Consider the following 17,876-nt stretch of genomic DNA (forward strand, 5'->3'; position numbering starts at 1 on the left):
TGCCCGCCTCAAACAAGCGGCTAAGAAGTGCCCGGTGGCAATCGTCGATTTCGTCTTCAACCCCTGTTCCGGCAGTTTCAGCGAAAGGCGCATGGGCCGCTTTGTCGCGGCGCTGGAAAATGCGGGGTTTGTAGTACGGCCAGTCGCAACCGCAGCAGATGGCGTCAGTATCGCGCCCGATGCGGAACTCGTATGTGTGCATGGTGGTGACGGTACTGTGCGGGACGTTGTGCAAGCGCTCGGTGAACGGGCTGGGCAGGTTCCGCTGGCGGTCGCGCCATCAGGCACGATCAACCTGGTGGCGCGGGAGATCGGCTATTCGCGCAGGCCCGACCAATTCGCACAGCAACTCGCACAAGCCTGGGCGCGGGGGCCGGAAACCTGGCTGAAATCGCCACTTTACCGATTGGGCGAACTTCCGGTCGTTTCATGCCTTAGCATCGGGCCTGACAGTTCGGCCGTGGCGCGTGTCTCGGGCGGGCTGAAGGCGCGTGTGGGCCGCCTTGCCTATGTTGCCGCGATGGCGCAGCAGATGCGTGAGTGGCCGCGTAGTGCGATCTCTCTCCGTGGCGAATTGGCCGATGGCACGCCATTTTCCTGCGAAGCCGAAGCGGTCATCGTCTCGCGCGGCGCCTTCTATGCCGGGCCTTTCCGCCTTAGCCCCAAGGCAGCACTGGCCAGTCACACGATTGAGCTTATCACACTGCGCAGCTCGACCCGGCTGCGAACGCTTGCCTTCAGCTTGGCTGCCATGCTGCATCTGCCGGTGGACAGGTTCGGCTTTGCAGAGATCCGCAGCGTACGACGAGTGGAGCTCGGTCGTTGCATCACGCCGGTGCAAGTGGACGGAGACCACATTCTCGGCAGCGCTCATACGATTGCGCCGAGCGATATCACGTTAAGCTACGTCGCTTAGCGCCTACTTCTTCGGTGGTTTGGGTGAACCGCGAAGCCTGCCGCGATGGGCCGACAGGTCGAACACTTCGCCGGGTGTATTGTCCTCGCCCTGGAGCAGGCCCAGCCGCCGGGCGACTTCGCGATAGGCCTCTTCCTCGCCGCCCAGATCGCGGCGGAAGCGGTCCTTATCGAGCTTCTCGTTGGTCTTCATGTCCCACAGACGGCAACCATCGGGGCTGATCTCGTCAGCCAGGATTACGCGGCTGTAATCGCCATCATAGATGCGGCCGAACTCCAGCTTGAAATCGATCAGCCGGATGTCGATCGCGGCGAACATGCCGCACATGAAATCGTTGATACGGATCGCCATGGAGGCGATGTCCTGCATCTCTTCGGGCGAAGCCCAGTTGAAGCAGGCGATGTGCTCTTCGGCAATCAGCGGATCGCCCAGCGCATCATCCTTGTAGTAATATTCGATCAGCGTGTGCGGCAGCGGCTCGCCTTCCTCGATACCGAGGCGCTTGCAGATCGATCCCGCCGCGACATTGCGCACCACGACTTCGATCGGGACAATCTCGACCTGGCGCACGAGCTGTTCGCGCATGTTCAGCCGGCGGATGAAATGCGTCGGAATTCCGATATGCGAAAGGCGCGTGAAAACATGCTCGCTGATGCGATTGTTGATCACGCCCTTGCCATTGATGGTGCCCTTTTTCTCGGCATTGAATGCCGTGGCATCATCCTTGAAATACTGGATCAGCGTGCCCGGTTCGGGACCCTCATAGAGGATCTTGGCCTTGCCTTCGTAAATCTGGCGCCGACGCGACATGGCAGGTGCGTCCTTCTTCTTACGCTGTTGGTGATGGAGAGGCGGGAGCCGATGTGGTGCCCAGGGGCGGAATCGAACCACCGACACTGCGATTTTCAGTCGCATGCTCTACCAACTGAGCTACCTGGGCATTCACTCGGGCGGCGGCCTTCATCATCGACCGGCGAGCGGTTGGAGCGCCGCCCTATGGCGAAGCGGGGACGCTTTGGCAAGGGGGCAATTCAGTCCCGATCCTCGCGCACGATTTCATTGGCTATTTCTTCCGGCGAGGCAGGGCGTCCGGGCACGGCATAGCCATCGCCGAACCACTGCGACAGGTCGCGGTCGCGGCAACGGCTGGAGCAGAAAGGCGCATATGGATTTTCACTTGCGCTATCGCTTGGCTGCTTGAGCGCATGATCGCGCGGCTTCTTGCAAATGGGACAGAGCTTGGGCTTGTTCATAGCGGCACCGCCTGCGCGAATCCGGCTTCGAGCGCAAGGGCGGGATCAGTGGCAATCCGCACTTCGCGGCCCGTGCGGCGGGCGAGTTCCTCCAGCCATCCGGGCTTGAGCTTGGCTTTCAGCGCGGGGTGTACGGTGAGGAGCAATGCACCAGGTTCCTCGACCAGCTCTGCGCTTCGCAGTGCCATGCGCGCGCAGGTCGCAACGCGCGACTGGGCGAAGCGATGCAGGAGTGATGGGCATTCAAGTCGTGCGACCAATTGCACGAATCCGAAGCCGTTCATCGCGGTGCGCTCGTGCGGCCATTCGGCCAGCGCCGCAGACAGCGCTTCATCCACTGCCTTGCGTCCCGCCTTGTCAGATATGGTCGGGAAATCGATCCCGATCGAACCGCCCAGATCGAACTGGCGCAGGCAATTGGCAAGCGCTGGAATTGCCGCAAGGGCCAGTTCGCGCGGTGAACCTTCGCCGTCGATATCGATCAGTGTCATGGCAGGCGTCACGCTGAAAAGCAGCGAACCGCCCGCAAAATCCACTGTGCCTTGCGAGGCTGCCTGCCACACCTCTTCCCAAAGCCCTGCGGGAAAGTGGCGGACGACTTTTCCGCCGGTCTGCTGTTCAAGGTTGGGGGCGGGGCGAAGCGGCTCGTCTGTTGGCCGTGCCTGAGCGAGCTTTTGCCGTCCGACCTCGGCCATCCGCGGGCGGGTCACTTCCAGGCGGATCGTGGCACCTTCGCTGGCATCCTTCGGCAGGCGGTCAACCAGCGCCTCTTCGCCGCTGGCAAAGCGAGCGCGGCCGCGCGCACCGCCTTTGGACCTGGCGACGAGCACAGCATCTTCGACGAATCCGGCGGCCAGTTCGCCCGGCCAGTGCAGCCTTGCAGCCAGCACCTTGCTACCATCGATCAGCAGCGCACGGCTCTCGCCTATGCCGTGCTCGACGAGCCACTCAGCCAATGGAGAACCCTGCCGCTTTCAGGAGCGCGCGCGTTTCATAGAGCGGCAGACCGACCACGCCCGAATGGCTGCCCTGTATCCACTGGATCAGCCCTTCGGCTGCCCCTTGTATGGCATATCCGCCAGCCTTGCCGTGCCAGTCCCCTGTGGCAAGATAGGCGTCAATCTCCTGCTCGCTGAGTCGTTTGAAGCGCACCACTGTTTCATTGAGACGCTCTCGCAATGTCCCGTCGGGCGCGCGCAGGGCGATCGCCGAGAGGACGCGGTGACGGCGACCGGACATCAGTTCGAGACAGCGCCGTGCGGTCGCTTCGTCCTCCGCCTTGGGAAGGATACGTCGACCAACCGCGACCACCGTATCGCCCGCGAGCACATGGTCCTGCGAGGTAACGGCCAGTGCCTTCTCGCGTGCCATCCGCACGGCATAGTCGCGCGGCAGTTCGCCCTTGTGCGGTGTCTCGTCGATCTCGGCGGGTTGGACGGTGTGCGGCTCGATCCCGAGACGCGCGATCAGCTCGCGCCTGCGAGGACTGGCAGAAGCGAGAACAAGCCGCATGTCTGAAGGAAGCGCGCTCATGTCAGAGCGGCGCGCTTATTGCGGGCCAGGGCCGCCCCGGCCAGGCATGAAGCGATAGGTAATGCGCGCCTTGGTCAGGTCGTAGGGGGTAAGTTCGCAAAGAACCTCGTCACCCACCAGCACGCGGATGCGGTTCTTGCGCATCTTGCCTGCTGTGTGGCCCAGCACCTCGTGACCGTTTTCGAGCTCGACCCGGAACATCGCGTTGGGCAGCAATTCCACCACCTTGCCGCGCATTTCGAGGAGTTCTTCCTTGGCCATGTAAGTCCTTAAATTGTTTAACAGCGTGTCTTTGGCCGCGCCCTTTAGCTGCGCCGGGGAAAAAAGGAAAGCCTTGAGCGCAAGCTGGCGATCGGGCGCATGGGCGATCACGAGACAAGTTTTTGCGACAATTGGTGCAATTCGTTACATTTCAAACGGTTGTGCAATCAGTCGAATTCGGGGAAATCCGGCCGGATGACATTCTCCACGAAGCTCTCCTTTGGATGTGCGCTGATAGCGCTAACTTCGGCCCAGTTGCAGGCGCAAGATGCGCCCGCAGAGGCACAGGCCAACAACACCGTAACCGGCGATGGCGACCGCGCACCAGGCGATGCCATTGTGGTGAGGGGCGAGCGGCTACGTGGGCAGCTCGATGTCGAACAGGCGCCGGTGCTCGAACTCAATGAAGAGGATATCCAGGCGCTCGGCGCGACTTCGGTTGCGGACCTGCTTGAAGCCATTTCCCCGCAGACCGGATCCTCGCGCGGGCGGAACAGCGGCCCGCCAGTGTTCCTCGTCAATGGCATACGGATCGGCAGCTTTCGTGAAATGCGCTCCTACCCCCCGGAAGCGATCGCGAAGGTAGAGGTCCTGCCGGAAGAAGTGGCGCAACGTTTCGGCTATCCGCCCGATCGGCGTGTCGTGAACATGATCCTGAAGGAGAACTTTTCGAGCCGGGAACTTGAGGCCGCGTTCGAGGCCCCGGACCGGGGCGGCTACTGGCGCACCGAACAGGAAGCCACACTGCTCACGATCGACAAGGGCTCACGTCTCAATTTCAACGTCGAAACACGCGACCTTTCCATGCTGACAGAGGCCGAACGCGGGGTCATCCAGGCCGATGGCTCGCGGTCCGATCTGCCGGGTGATCCGGATCCCGCTCAATATCGCAGCCTCGTGCCCGATACATTCAGTCTTGAAGCGACCGCCAACTGGGCCAAGGCAATCCTCGAAAGCGGTTCCTCGATCAGTCTGAACGCAACCTACGAGCGCGACGAGAGCCGAGGCCTTTCGGGCCTGAACACAGTCCTGTTGACCGATCCTTCGGGCAATTCGGCCCTGCGTACTTTCGGTGAGAACAGCCCGCTGGAACGGCGCACATCAAGCGACAAATATTCGCTCGCCGGATCGCTGAACCGAAGGGTCGGGCAATTCGACCTGACAACCACCTTCGACGCGATCATTGCGGACAGCGAAACACAGATTGATCGCCGCGCTGAAACGCAGGCTCTGGTGGACGCCGCGCTGGCTGGAACGCTTGCGCTCGACGGCATCCTGCCGAGCGATGCCGGAAACGGTTTCGACACGGCATCGACCCGCACCGTCACGACAACGAGCAAGGCCACCTTGCGCGGCAATCCTCTCGATCTTCCCGCAGGCGAAGTCTCGACCACATTCAATCTCGATTTCGACTGGAAGCGGATCGAAAGCGATGACACGCGATCGAACAGTGCCATCGGCCTTACACGGCGCAGGTTGCGGGGCGGAGTGAATGTCACTGTGCCCATTGCAGAGCGCGACGGAGCATGGGGCAAGATCGGCAGTCTCAGTGCCAATTTCGACGCAAGCGTGGAGGACCTGTCCGACTTCGGAACTCTCAATGACTGGAGCGCCGGGCTGACATGGGGCGTGGCCGACAACCTGACGCTGGCGGCAACCTATATCGAGTCCGAAGCCGCACCGAGCTTGAGCCAGCTTGGCAATCCGCAGGTGCAAAGCTTCAACGTACCGGTATTCGATTTCGTTCGAGGTGAAACGGTGCTCGCCACGATCATCTCCGGCGGCAATCCCGATCTCAAGTCGGAATCGCGGAAGGACTGGAAGTTCTCGCTCAACTGGGAATTGCCATTCTGGGAGAACACCCGCTTCTCGGTCGATTATGTCCGCAATCGCTCGAACGATGTCACCGGCAGTCTTCCTCTCCCGACTGCCGAGATCGAGGCGGCCTTTCCCGACCGCATAACGCGCGATGCCAGCGGGAGGCTGATATTGGGGGATGTTCGCCCCGTCACTTTCGCGGCAACACGTGCCAAGCGGCTATCCTTCGGGCTGGTCACGCGGGGTAGCTTCGGCAAGGCGCGTCCGCAGGGAATGGGTGCTGGCGGGCCACCGCGTGACGGTGCCGCTCCACCTCGAGGACCGGGACGCTTCGGCCCTCCCGGTGCGGGAGGGCCCGGGGCTGGAAGGCCCGGTGGGCCGCCGAGCGAGGAGCAACGCGCCGCCTTCATGCGTTTTCGCGAGCGCGTATGCGCGGACGATGGAGAAGCCGTGCTGCTGCAACTCGCGGAGGCAGTAGCTCGCGGCGACGATCTCTCCCAGCAATTCCCCGATTTCGACCCCGAACGCGCTGCGCGAATGGTGGAGCGGTTCCGCGCCGAAGACGGTTCGATCGATCGCGAGCAGATCGCCCGATTCCGCGAGCGAATCTGCAGCTTCGATCCTTCTGCCATGGGCAGGGGCGGGCCGGGTGGAGGTGGTGCTGGCCCTGCCGGTGCGTCGCAGGGGCAAGGGCAACCGAGCCAGCCGCGAAGTGGCAGGCGGCGCGGCCTGCCTGTCTCCGGACCCGGTGGAGACGGACGGGGGCGCTACTTCCTAAGCCTCACGCACACGGTTGAGTTGGAAAACATGATCCTCATCGCCGATGGCGGGCCTCTGCTTGACCTGCTCGATGGCGATGCGGCCGTTGGCAGCGGCAAGCCGCGCCATTCCGCGCGGCTCGAAGCTGGATTGTTCCGGAATGGCTGGGGGATGCGCGTTTCGGGCACCTATACCGGAAAGACACGCATCGACGGCAGTGGGTTGCCCGGCAGCACCGATCTCCATTTCGCCGATCTCGCAAGATTCGACCTGCGCGTCTTTGCCGACCTTGGCCAGGTGTTCAGGAAAGACGCGGGCTTTCTCAAGAACTTCCGTATCTCGCTGCGCGCGGACAATGTCTTCGACGCGCGCCGCCGAGTGACCGATTCAAACGGCGACGTTCCGCTCAGCTACCAGCCCTTCCTGATCGACCCAACCGGACGATATCTGGGCATCGACTTCCGCAAACTGTTCTGAACCCAGCGCAGTTGTGGGAGCCGGCGATCAGGAGAATCCTGTCGTCGGGAACATCCATTGCTGCGCCATTGAAGGTTCGAAAGGCGCCCATTCGCCTTCCGCCTGGGCCAGCCGGTCGGCGATGGCGACCATCACGGAAGGGTTGACGCCCAGTCCGCAATGGCTGGCATAGACTTCGATATTCTCGCTCGGTGTTTCGCTTGGCTGCTGGACGGAACCGCGCCAATGCACCACGCCATCGGTCTTGGTCAGGATCGAAGTCGTCGGCACGGGCGGCGCGATGTTGAGCCCTTCAAAACGGCCGCCGCGCATTGCTTCCGGTTCCTCGCCATTGAAGAATTCGAACAGCTTGGCTGCATTGGTATGGCCGCGATCGTCGCTGATCGGACTGCCAAGCGAAATCACCAGCCGCACGCGATCGGGATGAAGCTTGGCCAGTTCCCTCGCCAATACGCCGCCCAGGCTCCAGCCTATCAGCGAGACCTTTCGTCCGCTTTCATCATTGAGCTTTGCAAGCTGGCTTTCGAGCCGGTGGAGGAGTTCGGTGTCGACCCGCACATTGCGTCCGCTGTTCCAGCCATGCGAAGCATAGCCAAGATCGCTGAGCAGGCGGCGCATCGGCACGGTCGAACTGTTCGAGGCCATAAAGCCCGGCAGCACCATCACCGAATGTCCATCGCCGCTTGGCAGCTGGCTGAGGAATGGGCGCGAGAGATAGAAAGCACCGAGCTCGAAAAAGGCGCGCCCTTCCAGCAAGGTCCATAGCGGGCTGGGCGGCGTTGCGCTCAGTTCGCTCTCGAGTTCGTATTCGTCGTGCGTCATGGCGATTGTGGCCACTAATGTGCTCCCGTCTATTTTGACTTGTTCGGTTTTGCCCGCGCTGTGGCTTTGGTTGCCTTGCCCTTGGTGGGCGCATTTTTCTTTGGTGAAGCCTTGGGCTTCGGCTTGGGCGCAGCCTTGGGCTTTGGCGTAGCTTTAGGTTTGGGCGCAGCTTTGGCCTTGGAGGCAGCTTTCGCTTTCGGTTTTGCCGCTGGCTTTGCCTTCGCCGCCGCCTTGGTCTTCGCTTTTGCTGGAGACTGTTTGCCTTCGAGCGCTTTCGCCGCCGCCAGCAAATCGTCGAAGCTTGCCTGGATGCACTCGATGTAGAACTCGGGATCGGGCATCATTTCGCGGCAGGCGGTGAAGGAGATCGTCGCCCGATCGCAATAGCTCTGGACCACATGCGCCAGGCCGAGCCCGTCATTGAGGCAAACCAGCCCCATCATGCTTTCCAGCCGCGCGCCGCTCGAAAAGATCGGGATCGGTGGGCCGGGAACATTGGTGACGACGGTGCTGAAGGGCGGGCCGACGCCGCGATTGGCAAGACCGAGCTTGGTGAAGAGCTGCGCGCCGAGCGACATGTAGAGCGCGGGCGAAACCTTGCTCACCTCGGTCATGTTGCGCGCGCCGATCGCATTGGTCATCGCCTTGGAATTGACCGTGCGCGAATGGACGAACGCCAGCCGTTCTGCAGGGTCTTCGATATGCGTACCCAGTGGGGCGATCATGGCCGCGACCTGGTTACCCATATCGCCCTTCTCGCCCTCTGACCGGACCGAGATCGGGGCCATAGCGGTGAGTGTCTTCTTGGGCAGGTCCTGCTTGGAAAGGAGGTATTTCCGCAGAGCTCCGCCCACGATCGCAAGGAACACATCGTTGACCTTGCATCCTGGTTCGAGCGCGCGGATCGCCTTGATGTCGGCGAGATTGAAACTGCGGCCTTCGACGACGCGATGCGCCGAAATCACCCGGTTAAAGCGGGTCTTCGGCGCGACCATCTCGCCCGACAGGTTGAACTCCTTGGAGATCAGACCCTTGATCGTCTTGGCAAGGCCCGGTGCAGCCTTGGCGGCGACCTCCAACTGTTTCAGCGGATTGGTCACTGCGTTGAAATAGCTCTTGCCCAGCAGTTCCATCGGGTTGGGCACACGTTCCGGCTTCCACTTGTCGGGCTTGTCAGGCGCCGGTTCGTCAGGCCGCAGCGTGTGCATTGCTTCCATCAGGTCGATTCCGCTCATCCCGTCGATCGCCGCATGATGAACCTTGGTCACCATGGCGAAGCTGCCTTTGGCAACTCCGGGGACATTATCGATCCCCTCGATCACGGTGAACTCCCACGGCGGGCGGTCGAGATCGAGCGGCCGCGCAAAGATTCGTGCCGCCTGGATGCACAATTGCCGCCAGTCGCCCGGTTTGGGCAGGGCCACGTGGCGGACGTGATATTCGAGGTCGAAATCCGGGTCCTCGATCCAATAGGGATAATCGAGGTCGAAGGGCACGCGCACCAGCCGCTGACGGACCGTGCGGGAAAGCTGCATACGGCTTTCCAGGAAGCCGAGAATGTCCTTGAAACGCACGAAGCCGCCGGGTGCGGTCTCTGGATTATAAATCAGGATCGAGCCGATGTGCATCGGCGAATTGCGCGTTTCCAGCGCTACAAAGGAGGCATCCATGCCCTGGAGTTGCCGCAAAGGTACTCTCCCGTTTTCATCCCGCGCTACCGCTTTGCTGCTTCAGCGCATTCGTCCCGCGCCACCGCTTCGCGGCGCATCTGCGGGCTTTGAGTGAGAACGCTACCAGATGGCTTCTGGCGGTCAACTTGCCGTCGCCGTCAAGAAGTTCCCTTGCGGAAGGCGGGCTCGCGATGGCGCGGCACGACTTCCGGGCTAAAGCGCTTCGCCTGCCGCGACCCCGCTGGCCCAGGCCCATTGGAAGTTGTAGCCGCCCAGCCAGCCAGTCACATCCACCGCTTCTCCAATAACGTAGAGACCTGAAATTCGTTTTGATTCCATGGTCTTGGAGGAAAGTTCGGCAGTCGCAATGCCGCCCAAGGTTACTTCGGCCTTGGCGAAACCTTCGCTGCCATTGGGATGGAACGTCCAGCGCGCGAGCCGCGACTCAGCGTCGAGCAACGACTTGTCGGGCATATTGCCCAGTTCCACATCCACCGAGAGTTTATCCGCAAGAATATCGGCGAGACGGTCGGGCAATGCTTCGCGCAGCACCGAACGCAATGTCGCGCGCGGTGTCTCGCGTTTGCGGGCGAGCAACCAGCCCTCGCTGCAATCGGGCAGGAAATCGACCGTCACCGGCTCACCCGGCTTCCAGTAGGAACTGACTTGCAGGATCGCTGGGCCGCTGAGCCCGCGATGGGTAAACAGCGCAGCTTCGGCAAAGCGAGCCTTGCCCGCTTGCGCGACCACCGGCGCGGAGACGCCCGAGATCTCGCGGAACAGCACTTCCTCGCCGCCCAATGTAAGCGGGACGAGGGCGGGGCGCGGCTCGACCACCTTGTGCCCGAACTGGCGGGCGAGGTCATAGGCGAAGCCGGTGGCGCCCATCTTGGGGATGGAGGGGCCGCCGGTTGCGATCACCAGGGCGAGGGCGCTGTATGTGCCGCTCTGCGTCAATACAGTGAATGTTCCGTCGCTTTGCGCCACGCTGGCGATTTCTTCGCCGCAGCGCACTTCGACTTCTCCTTTCGCGCATTCGGCCAGCAGCATGTCGAGGATCTGCCGTGCCGAACCATCGCAGAACAATTGCCCCAGCGTCTTTTCATGCCAATCTATGCCGTAACTTTCGACGAGGTCGAGGAAGTCGCGCGGCGTGTAGCGGGCGAGGGCGCTCTTGGCGAAATGCGGATTGGCCGAGATGTAATTGGCCGGACCCGCTCCGATATTGGTGAAATTGCAGCGCCCGCCACCCGAGATCAGGATCTTCTTGCCCGGCGATTCGGCTCGTTCAAGTACCAGCACGTGCTTGCCGCGCTGCCCGGCGCGCGCGGCGCACATCAGCCCGGCAGCACCGGCACCCAGAACAATCGCATCGTAATGACTTTCCACCATAGCCCCATCGCGGCTTTGCCATTTGCGCGCAAGATTCCTATTTGCCGAGTATGGCGCGCACTCCCGCAGGATCACCCAACGACCCCAGAGGTGCCGCCCGCTTCAACGAGGAGCGGGCAACCTATACCGTCGCCAGCGCGCAGCCAGACCTCGAAGCGGGTATCAAGGCGATCCGCGAGACGGTGAAGACACTCAAACCGGTGCCCGGCGTCTATCGCATGCTCGATGCGCGCGGCGACGTGCTCTATGTCGGTAAAGCGCGCGCGCTGAAGAACCGCGTAGCGAACTACACGCAGGTTCAGGGACTGACCAACCGGTTGTTGCGCATGGTCAGCCAGTGCCGCAGCATGGAGATTGTCACCACCAATTCTGAAGCTGAAGCGCTGCTGCTGGAAGCGCAATTGGTCAAGCGCTTCCGCCCGCCCTTCAACGTCCATTTGCGCGACGACAAGAGCTTCCCTTTCATCCTGCTGCGCGCCGATCACGAATATCCGCGGATCATGAAGCATCGCGGCGCACGCAAGGCCAAGGGCAATTATTATGGGCCCTTCGCCAGCGCGGGCAGCGTCAATACGACAATTAACGCATTGCAGAAGCTGTTCCTTCTAAGATCCTGTACTGACAGCTTTTTCAGTCGTCGCGATCGGCCCTGCCTGCTCTACCAGATCAAGCGCTGCAGTGCGCCTTGCGTCGGGCGGATCGGAGAGGAAGATTACGCCGCGCTGGTCGATCAGGCGAAGCTCTTTCTCGCTGGAAAATCGGGCAAGGTGCAGCAGGATCTCGAGAAGCAGATGCAGCAGGCGGCGGAGGATCTCGATTTCGAAACCGCCGCGATCCTGCGCGACCGGCTGCGCGCGGCGACCTTCATTCAAGGATCACAGGCGATTAATGCGCAGGGCGTGGGCGATGCAGACGTGTTCGCGCTTGCGGCGAAGGCCGGGCAGGTCGGCATCCAATCCTTCTTCATCCGTGGTGGGCAGAACTGGGGCCACCGCGCCTTCTTCCCGACGCACACCAAGGATGTGGAGGAGGCTGAGGTGCTCTCCGACGTGATTCTGCAATTCTATGAGGAAGTGCCGCCGCCGCCGACTGTACTGGTCGACCGCGCGCTGCCTGAAGCAGAGCTGATCGAACAGGCACTGAGCGAGCTGGCGGGCAAGAGGGTTACGCTCTCGGTCCCGCAGCGTGGCGAGCGGCGCAAGCTGATGGAGCAGGCCAGCCGCAATGCCAGCGAAGCGCTTGAGCGTCGCATGGCTGAAAGCGGCACCAAGGCGAAAATTCAGCGCGAGCTGGCCGATTTCCTCGAATTGGAAGGTCCACCGCAGCGGATCGAGGTGTACGACAACAGCCATATCCAGGGCGCGAAAGCAGTCGGCGCGATGGTCGTCGCGGGGCCTGAAGGTTACCTCAAGAACCAGTATCGCAAGTTCAACATCAAGGAAGCGCAGACGAATGACGATTTCGGCATGATGCGCGAGGTGATGCGGCGGCGGTTCAGCCGCGCGATGGAGGAAGACCCAGAGCGTGAGGGCGGGACCTGGCCCGATCTGGTGCTGATCGACGGCGGCAAGGGGCAGATGTCTTCTGTGCGTGACACGCTGGAGGAACTGGGCATAGAGGATGTGCCGCTGATCGCCATCGCCAAGGGGCCGCATCACGGACGCGAAGGACGCGAAGTATTCCACTTCCCTGACGGGCGCGAGAAGACGCTGCCCACCAATTCGTCGCTGCTGTTCTACCTCCAGAACCTGCGCGACGAAGTGCACCGCTATGTCATCGGCGCGCACCGGGCCAAGCGCAGCCGCGCTATCACGGCTTCACCGCTCGACGAGATTCCCGGTATCGGCCCGGCCCGCAAGCGCGCGCTGCTGCTGCATTTCGGCACGGCGGGTAAGGTTCGCGCGGCTTCGCTGGAGGACCTCCAACGTGCACCAGGGGTTTCGGACGCCGTGGCGCGGAAAATCTACGATTTCTACCACGCGGGCAGCTAACTAAAGGATCGTTGGCTAGCGAACCGGAGGCAGACAAGGGCCTGGACTGTCCGGGGCCAGCTTCCGCTTCGTTCTGCAGGGAACGTCCGGAGGGACAGTACGTTCACGCGGCGGCGCCTGGCGTCACGCGACACGAGAGGAAGCGACCAGCGCGGGCTCCAGACGCGCTTTGCCTGCGAGGCATTCCCGCACTTGCGCACCCTCGACCGGATAGCCCAGCAAGTGCCCCTGGACATAATGGCAACCCATTTCGCGCAAGAGTTCCAATTGCCTTGTGGTCTCGACGCCCTCGGCGACAACCTTCAGGCCCAGGCTACAGGCGAGATGGACCAATCCGCTGACCAGCGAGGCAATCGCGCCGTCTTCGGTAATCAGCCTGGTATAGGATTGGTCAATCTTGATCAGGCCGACAGGGAAGTCGCGGATATGTGAGAGTGACGAATGCCCGGTGCCGAAATCGTCGAGGGAGATTTCCACACCGGCACTCTTAAGTTGGTCGAGCGCCCGTGCGACATATTCCCAGCCGAGTTCGATGAACGCGTATTCCGTTACCTCAATTTCGATGCAGCTGGGAGGCACGCCAAATCGCTCAAGTATTCCGAGCAGCCGTTCCGCGTAGTCGTCACGCAGGAACTCGGCCGGGGCGGCGTTTATGGATACCCGACCGAAGTCGATGCCGGCGTCGATCCATTGCTTGACATCGCGAGCCACCCGCATCTGCATTGCCTCACCGATCTTGGCCGCCAGCTCATAGTCGTTAAAGGCTTCTGCAAGCATTTGCGGGAGGCCCAGAATGCCTCCGGGAGACTTCAAGCGAAGTAGCGCTTCGAAGCCAACAATCGTGTCGTCCGACAGAGCGACCTTCGGCTGATAGACGGCGGTAATGCTGCCATCGACAATCGCGTCGCGGGCACAGGCTAGCTGGAACGCAGCCTGCTTGACGTCGTCCAGCATATAGGGCTCGAAGAGCCGGAATCCCCCGCGCCCCGAACGTTTAAGCGCATAGAGCGCGGCATCTGCCATCTTCAGGAAGTCACCCGTTTCGGCTTTGCTCTGTTGGCAAATTGCCCCGCCAATGCTCGCGCTTGGGCGAATAGCATGATCGTCTAGGTTCAGCGTCTGCTGGATTGCCGAGACGACCTTCTTGCAGATTGCGGTCAGGTCTTCCTTGGAATTGAGGTCCGACAGGATGACCGCGAACTCATCACCGCCAATCCGGGCTACGAAATCCTGACTGCGAACCGACCTCTTCAGGCGAGTTGCAATTGCCTTCAGCAATTCGTCGCCCGCGCTATGCCCCAGCGTGTCGTTGGTGTGCTTGAAGTAATCCATGTCGATCAGCAGCAAGCCCAATTGCGCCCCGGATGTTTCCGGTCCGAGAATGATCTGGTCGAGCCGTGCCTCGAAAGCACGTCGGTTCGGCAAGCGGGTGAGCGAGTCATGCTCGCTCGACCACTTCAACTGCTGCGAACGCTTGCGCTCCTTCTTGACGCTGGCACTCAGGGCCTGCTGCGCAATGACGCGATCGTGAGCATCGGTACAGGTGCCATACCATCCGGCGACCGCAACATCGGTCGTGTGTGAGGGAACCGCGCGGGCGAGCACCCATCTGTGTTCGCCCGAGTGGTGGCGCAATCGAAGTTCTATACTGAACTCCGATCCGGAACGAAGGCCCTCATTCCACCGTCTGGCCGCTTCCCGCACGTCGTCTGGATGGACCAGCCGCAGCAGGGCGGGCCTATCGACGTTGTCGAAAGGAATTCCGGTAAACTCCTCCCACCTCTTGTTGAAGGATGTTCTCCCTTCCTGGTCGAGCGACCACACCATATGAGGGATTGAATCGACCGTGGCCCGCATCAACTCGGCAAGCCGCCGCCTCCACTGTTGAGCATCGCGTCGGCGTTGAAGCATTATCGAACCGATCAGCAGCAGCCACGCGATTGCAATCCCGCCATACCACGTCTCGATACTCATCATTTGGCCGCTGAAGCCAATCCGCTCGATCCGCAGCGACTGCTGACCAGCTTCGGAGTCGATCGCGGTCAGCAGTTCTATGGCAGTGACATTGTCAAAGCGCGGCTGCGAAAGGATGACTGACGGCTTGCTGGCCGCTTCCTTCCACCATTCGACAACGGCGAATTGGTCGAGGTCGAGAGCGACTGTCTGCTGGCCGGGCGATACGGCAATGCTTGCCTGGTTGACCTTCTCGTCATTCGGAGCGCCGAGCTCCGCGTATCGCGGATTCTTGTCTTTGATGGCAAGCCGCAGCGATTGGCTCGATCCCTGATAATTCAAGGTGAGGTTCACGCGGTCGTACCGGCTGAGGTCAAGACCCCTACCGGTATGATACTGGTCGAACACCACGCCAAAACCGCAATAACCGTATTTGTAAGTCTTTTGCAGGTCACAGAGCCAGGCAAGGCTCTCACCCTCGATCACGGAAACGGTGGATGTTCCGTTGTTGTCCTGATCGCCATATTGATAGCTCGCGAAGCGAGGGCCGTCATCGGCGGGCCCGAATTCCTGTTCGAGACTTGTCAGCGTTTCGCGGTTGTAGCAAGCGAGCCATGTCAGCAGGGCGGCAACGGCCACCACCAACTCGGCCCCCCAATGGCCGCGCCGGTTGTGCGCCAGGCCATTTGGCCCCTTATGCCTCTCCCTGGCTACCCTCATGCTTGGTCTCCGCCCTTGTGAGCTTGGTAGCGCTAACAGGTTAACAAGTTCTCGCCGGAAAACGGGATCTGGTTAGCCTGCGAATTTTCGGGTTCGGCGCGCCGGGCAGTTTGCTGTCGGATATGACGTTCCAGCGCAGACACAGACCTCCAGAAAATTGATCTGTGTCAATGAAATTTAGCTCAGTTCTCCTAACCTTCGTGATACAGTCGAAGGGGAGGGTAGCGGTCTTCGGGTGGCGTTTTCAGATAGGGTTCGCGGCACAAAGGAGACAGACGATGAAATCGATCCTGGTTCACATTAACGACGACGATGGCCTTGAAGGGCGCCTGCAGAGCGCACTGGACATTGCGCGCACCTTCGACGGCCATGTCACTTGCCTGCAGGCCGTGTCGTTCGAAGTCTTTGCGCCGGGTGATATCTACGGGTCAGTGCTCGAAGCGGCGATGCCGGTCATCAAGGAGAATGCCGCGAAACTCCGCGAGAAGATCGAGGCGGACCTCGCCAATGAAGACGTCTCCTGGGATTGGATCTTCCAGTACGGAATGGCGGAGCATCGGTTGCTTGAACAGTCGGCGATCCACGATCTGGTAGTAGTGGGATCGCGCGACATCGGAGAAAATGACCCGCGGACCTCGCATCTCGTCGGCGACCTGGTGATGCGGGCGCGCACGCCGGTTCTGGTGGTCCCTCAGGGGCAGACCGGCTTCGATTGCTCCGGTCCGGCGATGGTTGCCTGGAACGGGTCAACCGAAGCAAGCATCGCGCTGCGTGCTGCTGTGCCGATACTCCGGAAGGCGAGCAAGGTCACACTCGCCACAGTCACGGAAGAGGACGAACGCCAACGGTTCGACCTTCCGCCCACAGATGGCGCAGAATATCTCAGCCGCCATGGTGTGGAATCCGAAATGGTCGATATTCCTAAAGGCGATGCCCCGGTCTCCGATACGTTACTATCGGCGGCACGTGCGCGCGGTTGCAGCTACATGGTCATGGGCGCCTATGGTCACTCGCGGCTGGCGGAGTTGCTGTGGGGCGGCGTGACCCACCGCGCACTGAGCGACCCGCAGATTCCGATCGTGATCGCGCATTAGGGCCTAGCCCAGGATAACATGTGGCAAGAAGCGCGCGAGATCGCGTGTGATCGGGTTCGAGTCTTCGCGCACCGACATGGCAACTGCTTCATCGCCAACCACCCAGCTTCCGATGACAGCGTGGTTTGTGCCTGAACGTGCCATCGGTGCCAACGCCTGAACGACGCTGCCTTCAGCACCATAGCCTTGACGCGGACCGGCATATTGATCCGTTCCGTTGAACAACTTGATATCGGCTCCCTCGCGGCTGAAGAACGGTTTGCTCACATGCGGTGTCACTGCGAGCTTCGTGGCTTCGGGCGTGCCCGCGAAATAGGCAGGCAACAGGTTGCGGTGCCCCTGGTGCCGTTGCCACAACAGCGGCAGAATTGCCTTGTTGGAAAGGATCGCTTTCCATGCCGGTTCGATAAAGATTGTGCGTGATGGGTCGACATATTGGCTGAATTCCTCCCGCATCATGTCTTCCCAGGGATAGAGTTTGAACAGTGCGCCGATGCGAAAACCCTCGTGATCGACAAAGTTGCCCTTGTCGTCGAGCGCGATGCTGTCGATCGCCACGAAGCGGGTTTCGAGCCCGGCCTGCCCGGCCAGATCTTCCAGATACAGAACGGTCGTCCGGTCTTCCACATGGTCAGCAACGGCACTTAGGTGCAGCAGGCTGCCCGGATTCAAAATGGCTTTGAAGCGATCGATAAGCGCTTCGTGCAGGCGGTTGAACTGGTCAGCGTCAGGCGGCAGCTCGCCGAGCGCGATCATGTCTTCAAGCCAGCCCCACTGGAAGAATGCGGTCTCGTAGATACTGGTGGGAGTGTCGGCATTGAACTCGAGCAGTTTGGCTGGCCCGCTGCCATCATATGCGAAGTCGAACCGGCCATAGAGCGATATGGAGCCTTCGCGCCAGCTGTTGGCGATGACATCCCACATAGGTTCCGGAATTGCGAGCTGCTCCATGATCTCCTGGTTCGAGCACGCATCGTCGACCAACGAAAGGCACATGGCGTAAAGCTCAGTCGTCGGATCCTCTATCTCATCCTCGACTTCGCGCAGCGAGAACTGCCAGCAAGCACGTTCATCCCAGTAGACTTCGCCATCGACGTGATGGAACACAAAGCCGTTCTCTTCGGCAATTTGTTGCCAGTTGGGCCGTTCGTTCAATATCTTTCGAAGCATTCATTCCTCTGCTCATCCACTTGCACACTAATTGCTAAGGTATTGTA

The 17,876-nt window shown here is 61.1% G+C and carries 14 protein-coding genes and 1 tRNA gene; 4 read left to right on the forward strand and 11 right to left on the reverse strand.

Going from position 1 to position 17,876, the window contains the following annotated elements:
* The first annotated feature begins 34 nt into the window (after nucleotides 1-34).
* Nucleotides 35-916 (forward strand): diacylglycerol/lipid kinase family protein, encoded by an 882-nt coding sequence (locus ACQY6C_RS05015; RefSeq protein ID WP_427965619.1) that lies wholly within the window; start codon nucleotides 35-37, stop codon nucleotides 914-916.
* Between the two features lie 3 nt (nucleotides 917-919).
* On the opposite strand, the gene purC is transcribed toward ACQY6C_RS05015, so the two are convergent.
* The 6 genes from purC to infA all read right to left on the reverse strand — a co-directional run bounded on the left by purC (nucleotide 920) and on the right by infA (nucleotide 3,963).
* Complete coding sequence (gene purC, locus ACQY6C_RS05020) at nucleotides 920-1,726, reverse strand: phosphoribosylaminoimidazolesuccinocarboxamide synthase (RefSeq protein WP_427965621.1); 807 nt, start codon at nucleotides 1,724-1,726, stop codon at nucleotides 920-922.
* Between the two features lie 54 nt (nucleotides 1,727-1,780).
* Nucleotides 1,781-1,856 (reverse strand) — tRNA-Phe (locus tag ACQY6C_RS05025).
* Between the two features lie 91 nt (nucleotides 1,857-1,947).
* Nucleotides 1,948-2,169 (reverse strand): DNA gyrase inhibitor YacG, encoded by a 222-nt coding sequence (locus tag ACQY6C_RS05030; RefSeq protein WP_427965624.1) that lies wholly within the window; start codon nucleotides 2,167-2,169, stop codon nucleotides 1,948-1,950.
* Nucleotides 2,166-3,125, reverse strand: a complete 960-nt coding sequence (locus tag ACQY6C_RS05035) for a ribonuclease (protein WP_427965628.1) — start codon at nucleotides 3,123-3,125, stop codon at nucleotides 2,166-2,168. Before ACQY6C_RS05035 ends, ACQY6C_RS05030 begins: the two co-directional genes overlap by 4 nt.
* Nucleotides 3,118-3,702 (reverse strand): Maf family protein, encoded by a 585-nt coding sequence (locus tag ACQY6C_RS05040; RefSeq protein ID WP_427965630.1) that lies wholly within the window; start codon nucleotides 3,700-3,702, stop codon nucleotides 3,118-3,120. The genes ACQY6C_RS05035 and ACQY6C_RS05040 overlap by 8 nt, the downstream gene beginning before the upstream one ends.
* A 15-nt stretch (nucleotides 3,703-3,717) precedes the next feature.
* The gene (infA, locus tag ACQY6C_RS05045) at nucleotides 3,718-3,963 is read right to left on the reverse strand and encodes a translation initiation factor IF-1 (protein WP_047806247.1); all 246 of its coding nucleotides are present in this window, start codon (nucleotides 3,961-3,963) and stop codon (nucleotides 3,718-3,720) included.
* Between the two features lie 195 nt (nucleotides 3,964-4,158).
* On the opposite strand from infA, the gene ACQY6C_RS05050 reads away from it, so the two are divergent.
* Nucleotides 4,159-7,017 carry a TonB-dependent receptor domain-containing protein gene (locus ACQY6C_RS05050; protein ID WP_427965635.1) on the forward strand — a complete coding sequence of 953 codons (2,859 nt, stop codon included), beginning with the start codon at nucleotides 4,159-4,161 and terminating at the stop codon, nucleotides 7,015-7,017.
* Nucleotides 7,018-7,044: 27 nt separating this feature from the next.
* Here the strand turns inward: ACQY6C_RS05050 and ACQY6C_RS05055 are convergent, their stop codons facing one another.
* From ACQY6C_RS05055 to ACQY6C_RS05065, 3 genes are all read right to left on the reverse strand, one after another.
* Nucleotides 7,045-7,854 carry an esterase/lipase family protein gene (locus ACQY6C_RS05055; protein ID WP_427965638.1) on the reverse strand — a complete coding sequence of 270 codons (810 nt, stop codon included), beginning with the start codon at nucleotides 7,852-7,854 and terminating at the stop codon, nucleotides 7,045-7,047.
* 14 nt (nucleotides 7,855-7,868) lie between these two features.
* Complete coding sequence (locus tag ACQY6C_RS05060) at nucleotides 7,869-9,509, reverse strand: WS/DGAT/MGAT family O-acyltransferase (protein WP_427965641.1); 1,641 nt, start codon at nucleotides 9,507-9,509, stop codon at nucleotides 7,869-7,871.
* Nucleotides 9,510-9,722: 213 nt separating this feature from the next.
* The gene (locus tag ACQY6C_RS05065; RefSeq protein ID WP_427965644.1) at nucleotides 9,723-10,901 is read right to left on the reverse strand and encodes an NAD(P)/FAD-dependent oxidoreductase; all 1,179 of its coding nucleotides are present in this window, start codon (nucleotides 10,899-10,901) and stop codon (nucleotides 9,723-9,725) included.
* Nucleotides 10,902-10,951: 50 nt separating this feature from the next.
* On the opposite strand from ACQY6C_RS05065, the gene uvrC reads away from it, so the two are divergent.
* Entirely contained in the window at nucleotides 10,952-12,892 is a 1,941-nt protein-coding gene (gene uvrC, locus ACQY6C_RS05070) for an excinuclease ABC subunit UvrC (protein ID WP_427965647.1), read from the forward strand.
* A 123-nt stretch (nucleotides 12,893-13,015) separates the two neighbouring features.
* On the opposite strand, the gene ACQY6C_RS05075 is transcribed toward uvrC, so the two are convergent.
* On the reverse strand, nucleotides 13,016-15,565 hold the full coding sequence (locus tag ACQY6C_RS05075; protein WP_427965650.1) for a putative bifunctional diguanylate cyclase/phosphodiesterase: 2,550 nt from the start codon (nucleotides 15,563-15,565) through the stop codon (nucleotides 13,016-13,018).
* Between the two features lie 278 nt (nucleotides 15,566-15,843).
* Here ACQY6C_RS05075 and ACQY6C_RS05080 point away from each other — a divergent pair, with 278 nt between their 5' ends.
* Nucleotides 15,844-16,659 carry a universal stress protein gene (locus tag ACQY6C_RS05080; protein ID WP_427965653.1) on the forward strand — a complete coding sequence of 272 codons (816 nt, stop codon included), beginning with the start codon at nucleotides 15,844-15,846 and terminating at the stop codon, nucleotides 16,657-16,659.
* 3 nt (nucleotides 16,660-16,662) lie between these two features.
* Here the strand turns inward: ACQY6C_RS05080 and ACQY6C_RS05085 are convergent, their stop codons facing one another.
* Complete coding sequence (locus ACQY6C_RS05085) at nucleotides 16,663-17,829, reverse strand: glutathionylspermidine synthase family protein (protein WP_427965656.1); 1,167 nt, start codon at nucleotides 17,827-17,829, stop codon at nucleotides 16,663-16,665.
* Nucleotides 17,830-17,876 lie beyond the last annotated feature (47 nt).

This window comes from Altererythrobacter sp., from assembly GCF_050299635.1.
Lineage (GTDB): Bacteria > Pseudomonadota > Alphaproteobacteria > Sphingomonadales > Sphingomonadaceae > Erythrobacter.

Coding starts and splice junctions, on each gene's coding strand:
- purC (WP_427965621.1), bottom strand. CDS start 1,726: ATGTCGCGTCGGCGCCAGATTTACGAAGGCAAGGCCAAGATCCTCTAT.
- ACQY6C_RS05050 (WP_427965635.1), top strand. CDS start 4,159: ATGACATTCTCCACGAAGCTCTCCTTTGGATGTGCGCTGATAGCGCTA.
- uvrC (WP_427965647.1), top strand. CDS start 10,952: ATGGCGCGCACTCCCGCAGGATCACCCAACGACCCCAGAGGTGCCGCC.
- infA (WP_047806247.1), bottom strand. CDS start 3,963: ATGGCCAAGGAAGAACTCCTCGAAATGCGCGGCAAGGTGGTGGAATTG.
- ACQY6C_RS05085 (WP_427965656.1), bottom strand. CDS start 17,829: ATGCTTCGAAAGATATTGAACGAACGGCCCAACTGGCAACAAATTGCC.
- ACQY6C_RS05075 (WP_427965650.1), bottom strand. CDS start 15,565: ATGAGGGTAGCCAGGGAGAGGCATAAGGGGCCAAATGGCCTGGCGCAC.
- ACQY6C_RS05060 (WP_427965641.1), bottom strand. CDS start 9,509: ATGGATGCCTCCTTTGTAGCGCTGGAAACGCGCAATTCGCCGATGCAC.
- ACQY6C_RS05080 (WP_427965653.1), top strand. CDS start 15,844: ATGAAATCGATCCTGGTTCACATTAACGACGACGATGGCCTTGAAGGG.
- ACQY6C_RS05065 (WP_427965644.1), bottom strand. CDS start 10,901: ATGGTGGAAAGTCATTACGATGCGATTGTTCTGGGTGCCGGTGCTGCC.
- ACQY6C_RS05040 (WP_427965630.1), bottom strand. CDS start 3,702: ATGAGCGCGCTTCCTTCAGACATGCGGCTTGTTCTCGCTTCTGCCAGT.
- ACQY6C_RS05030 (WP_427965624.1), bottom strand. CDS start 2,169: ATGAACAAGCCCAAGCTCTGTCCCATTTGCAAGAAGCCGCGCGATCAT.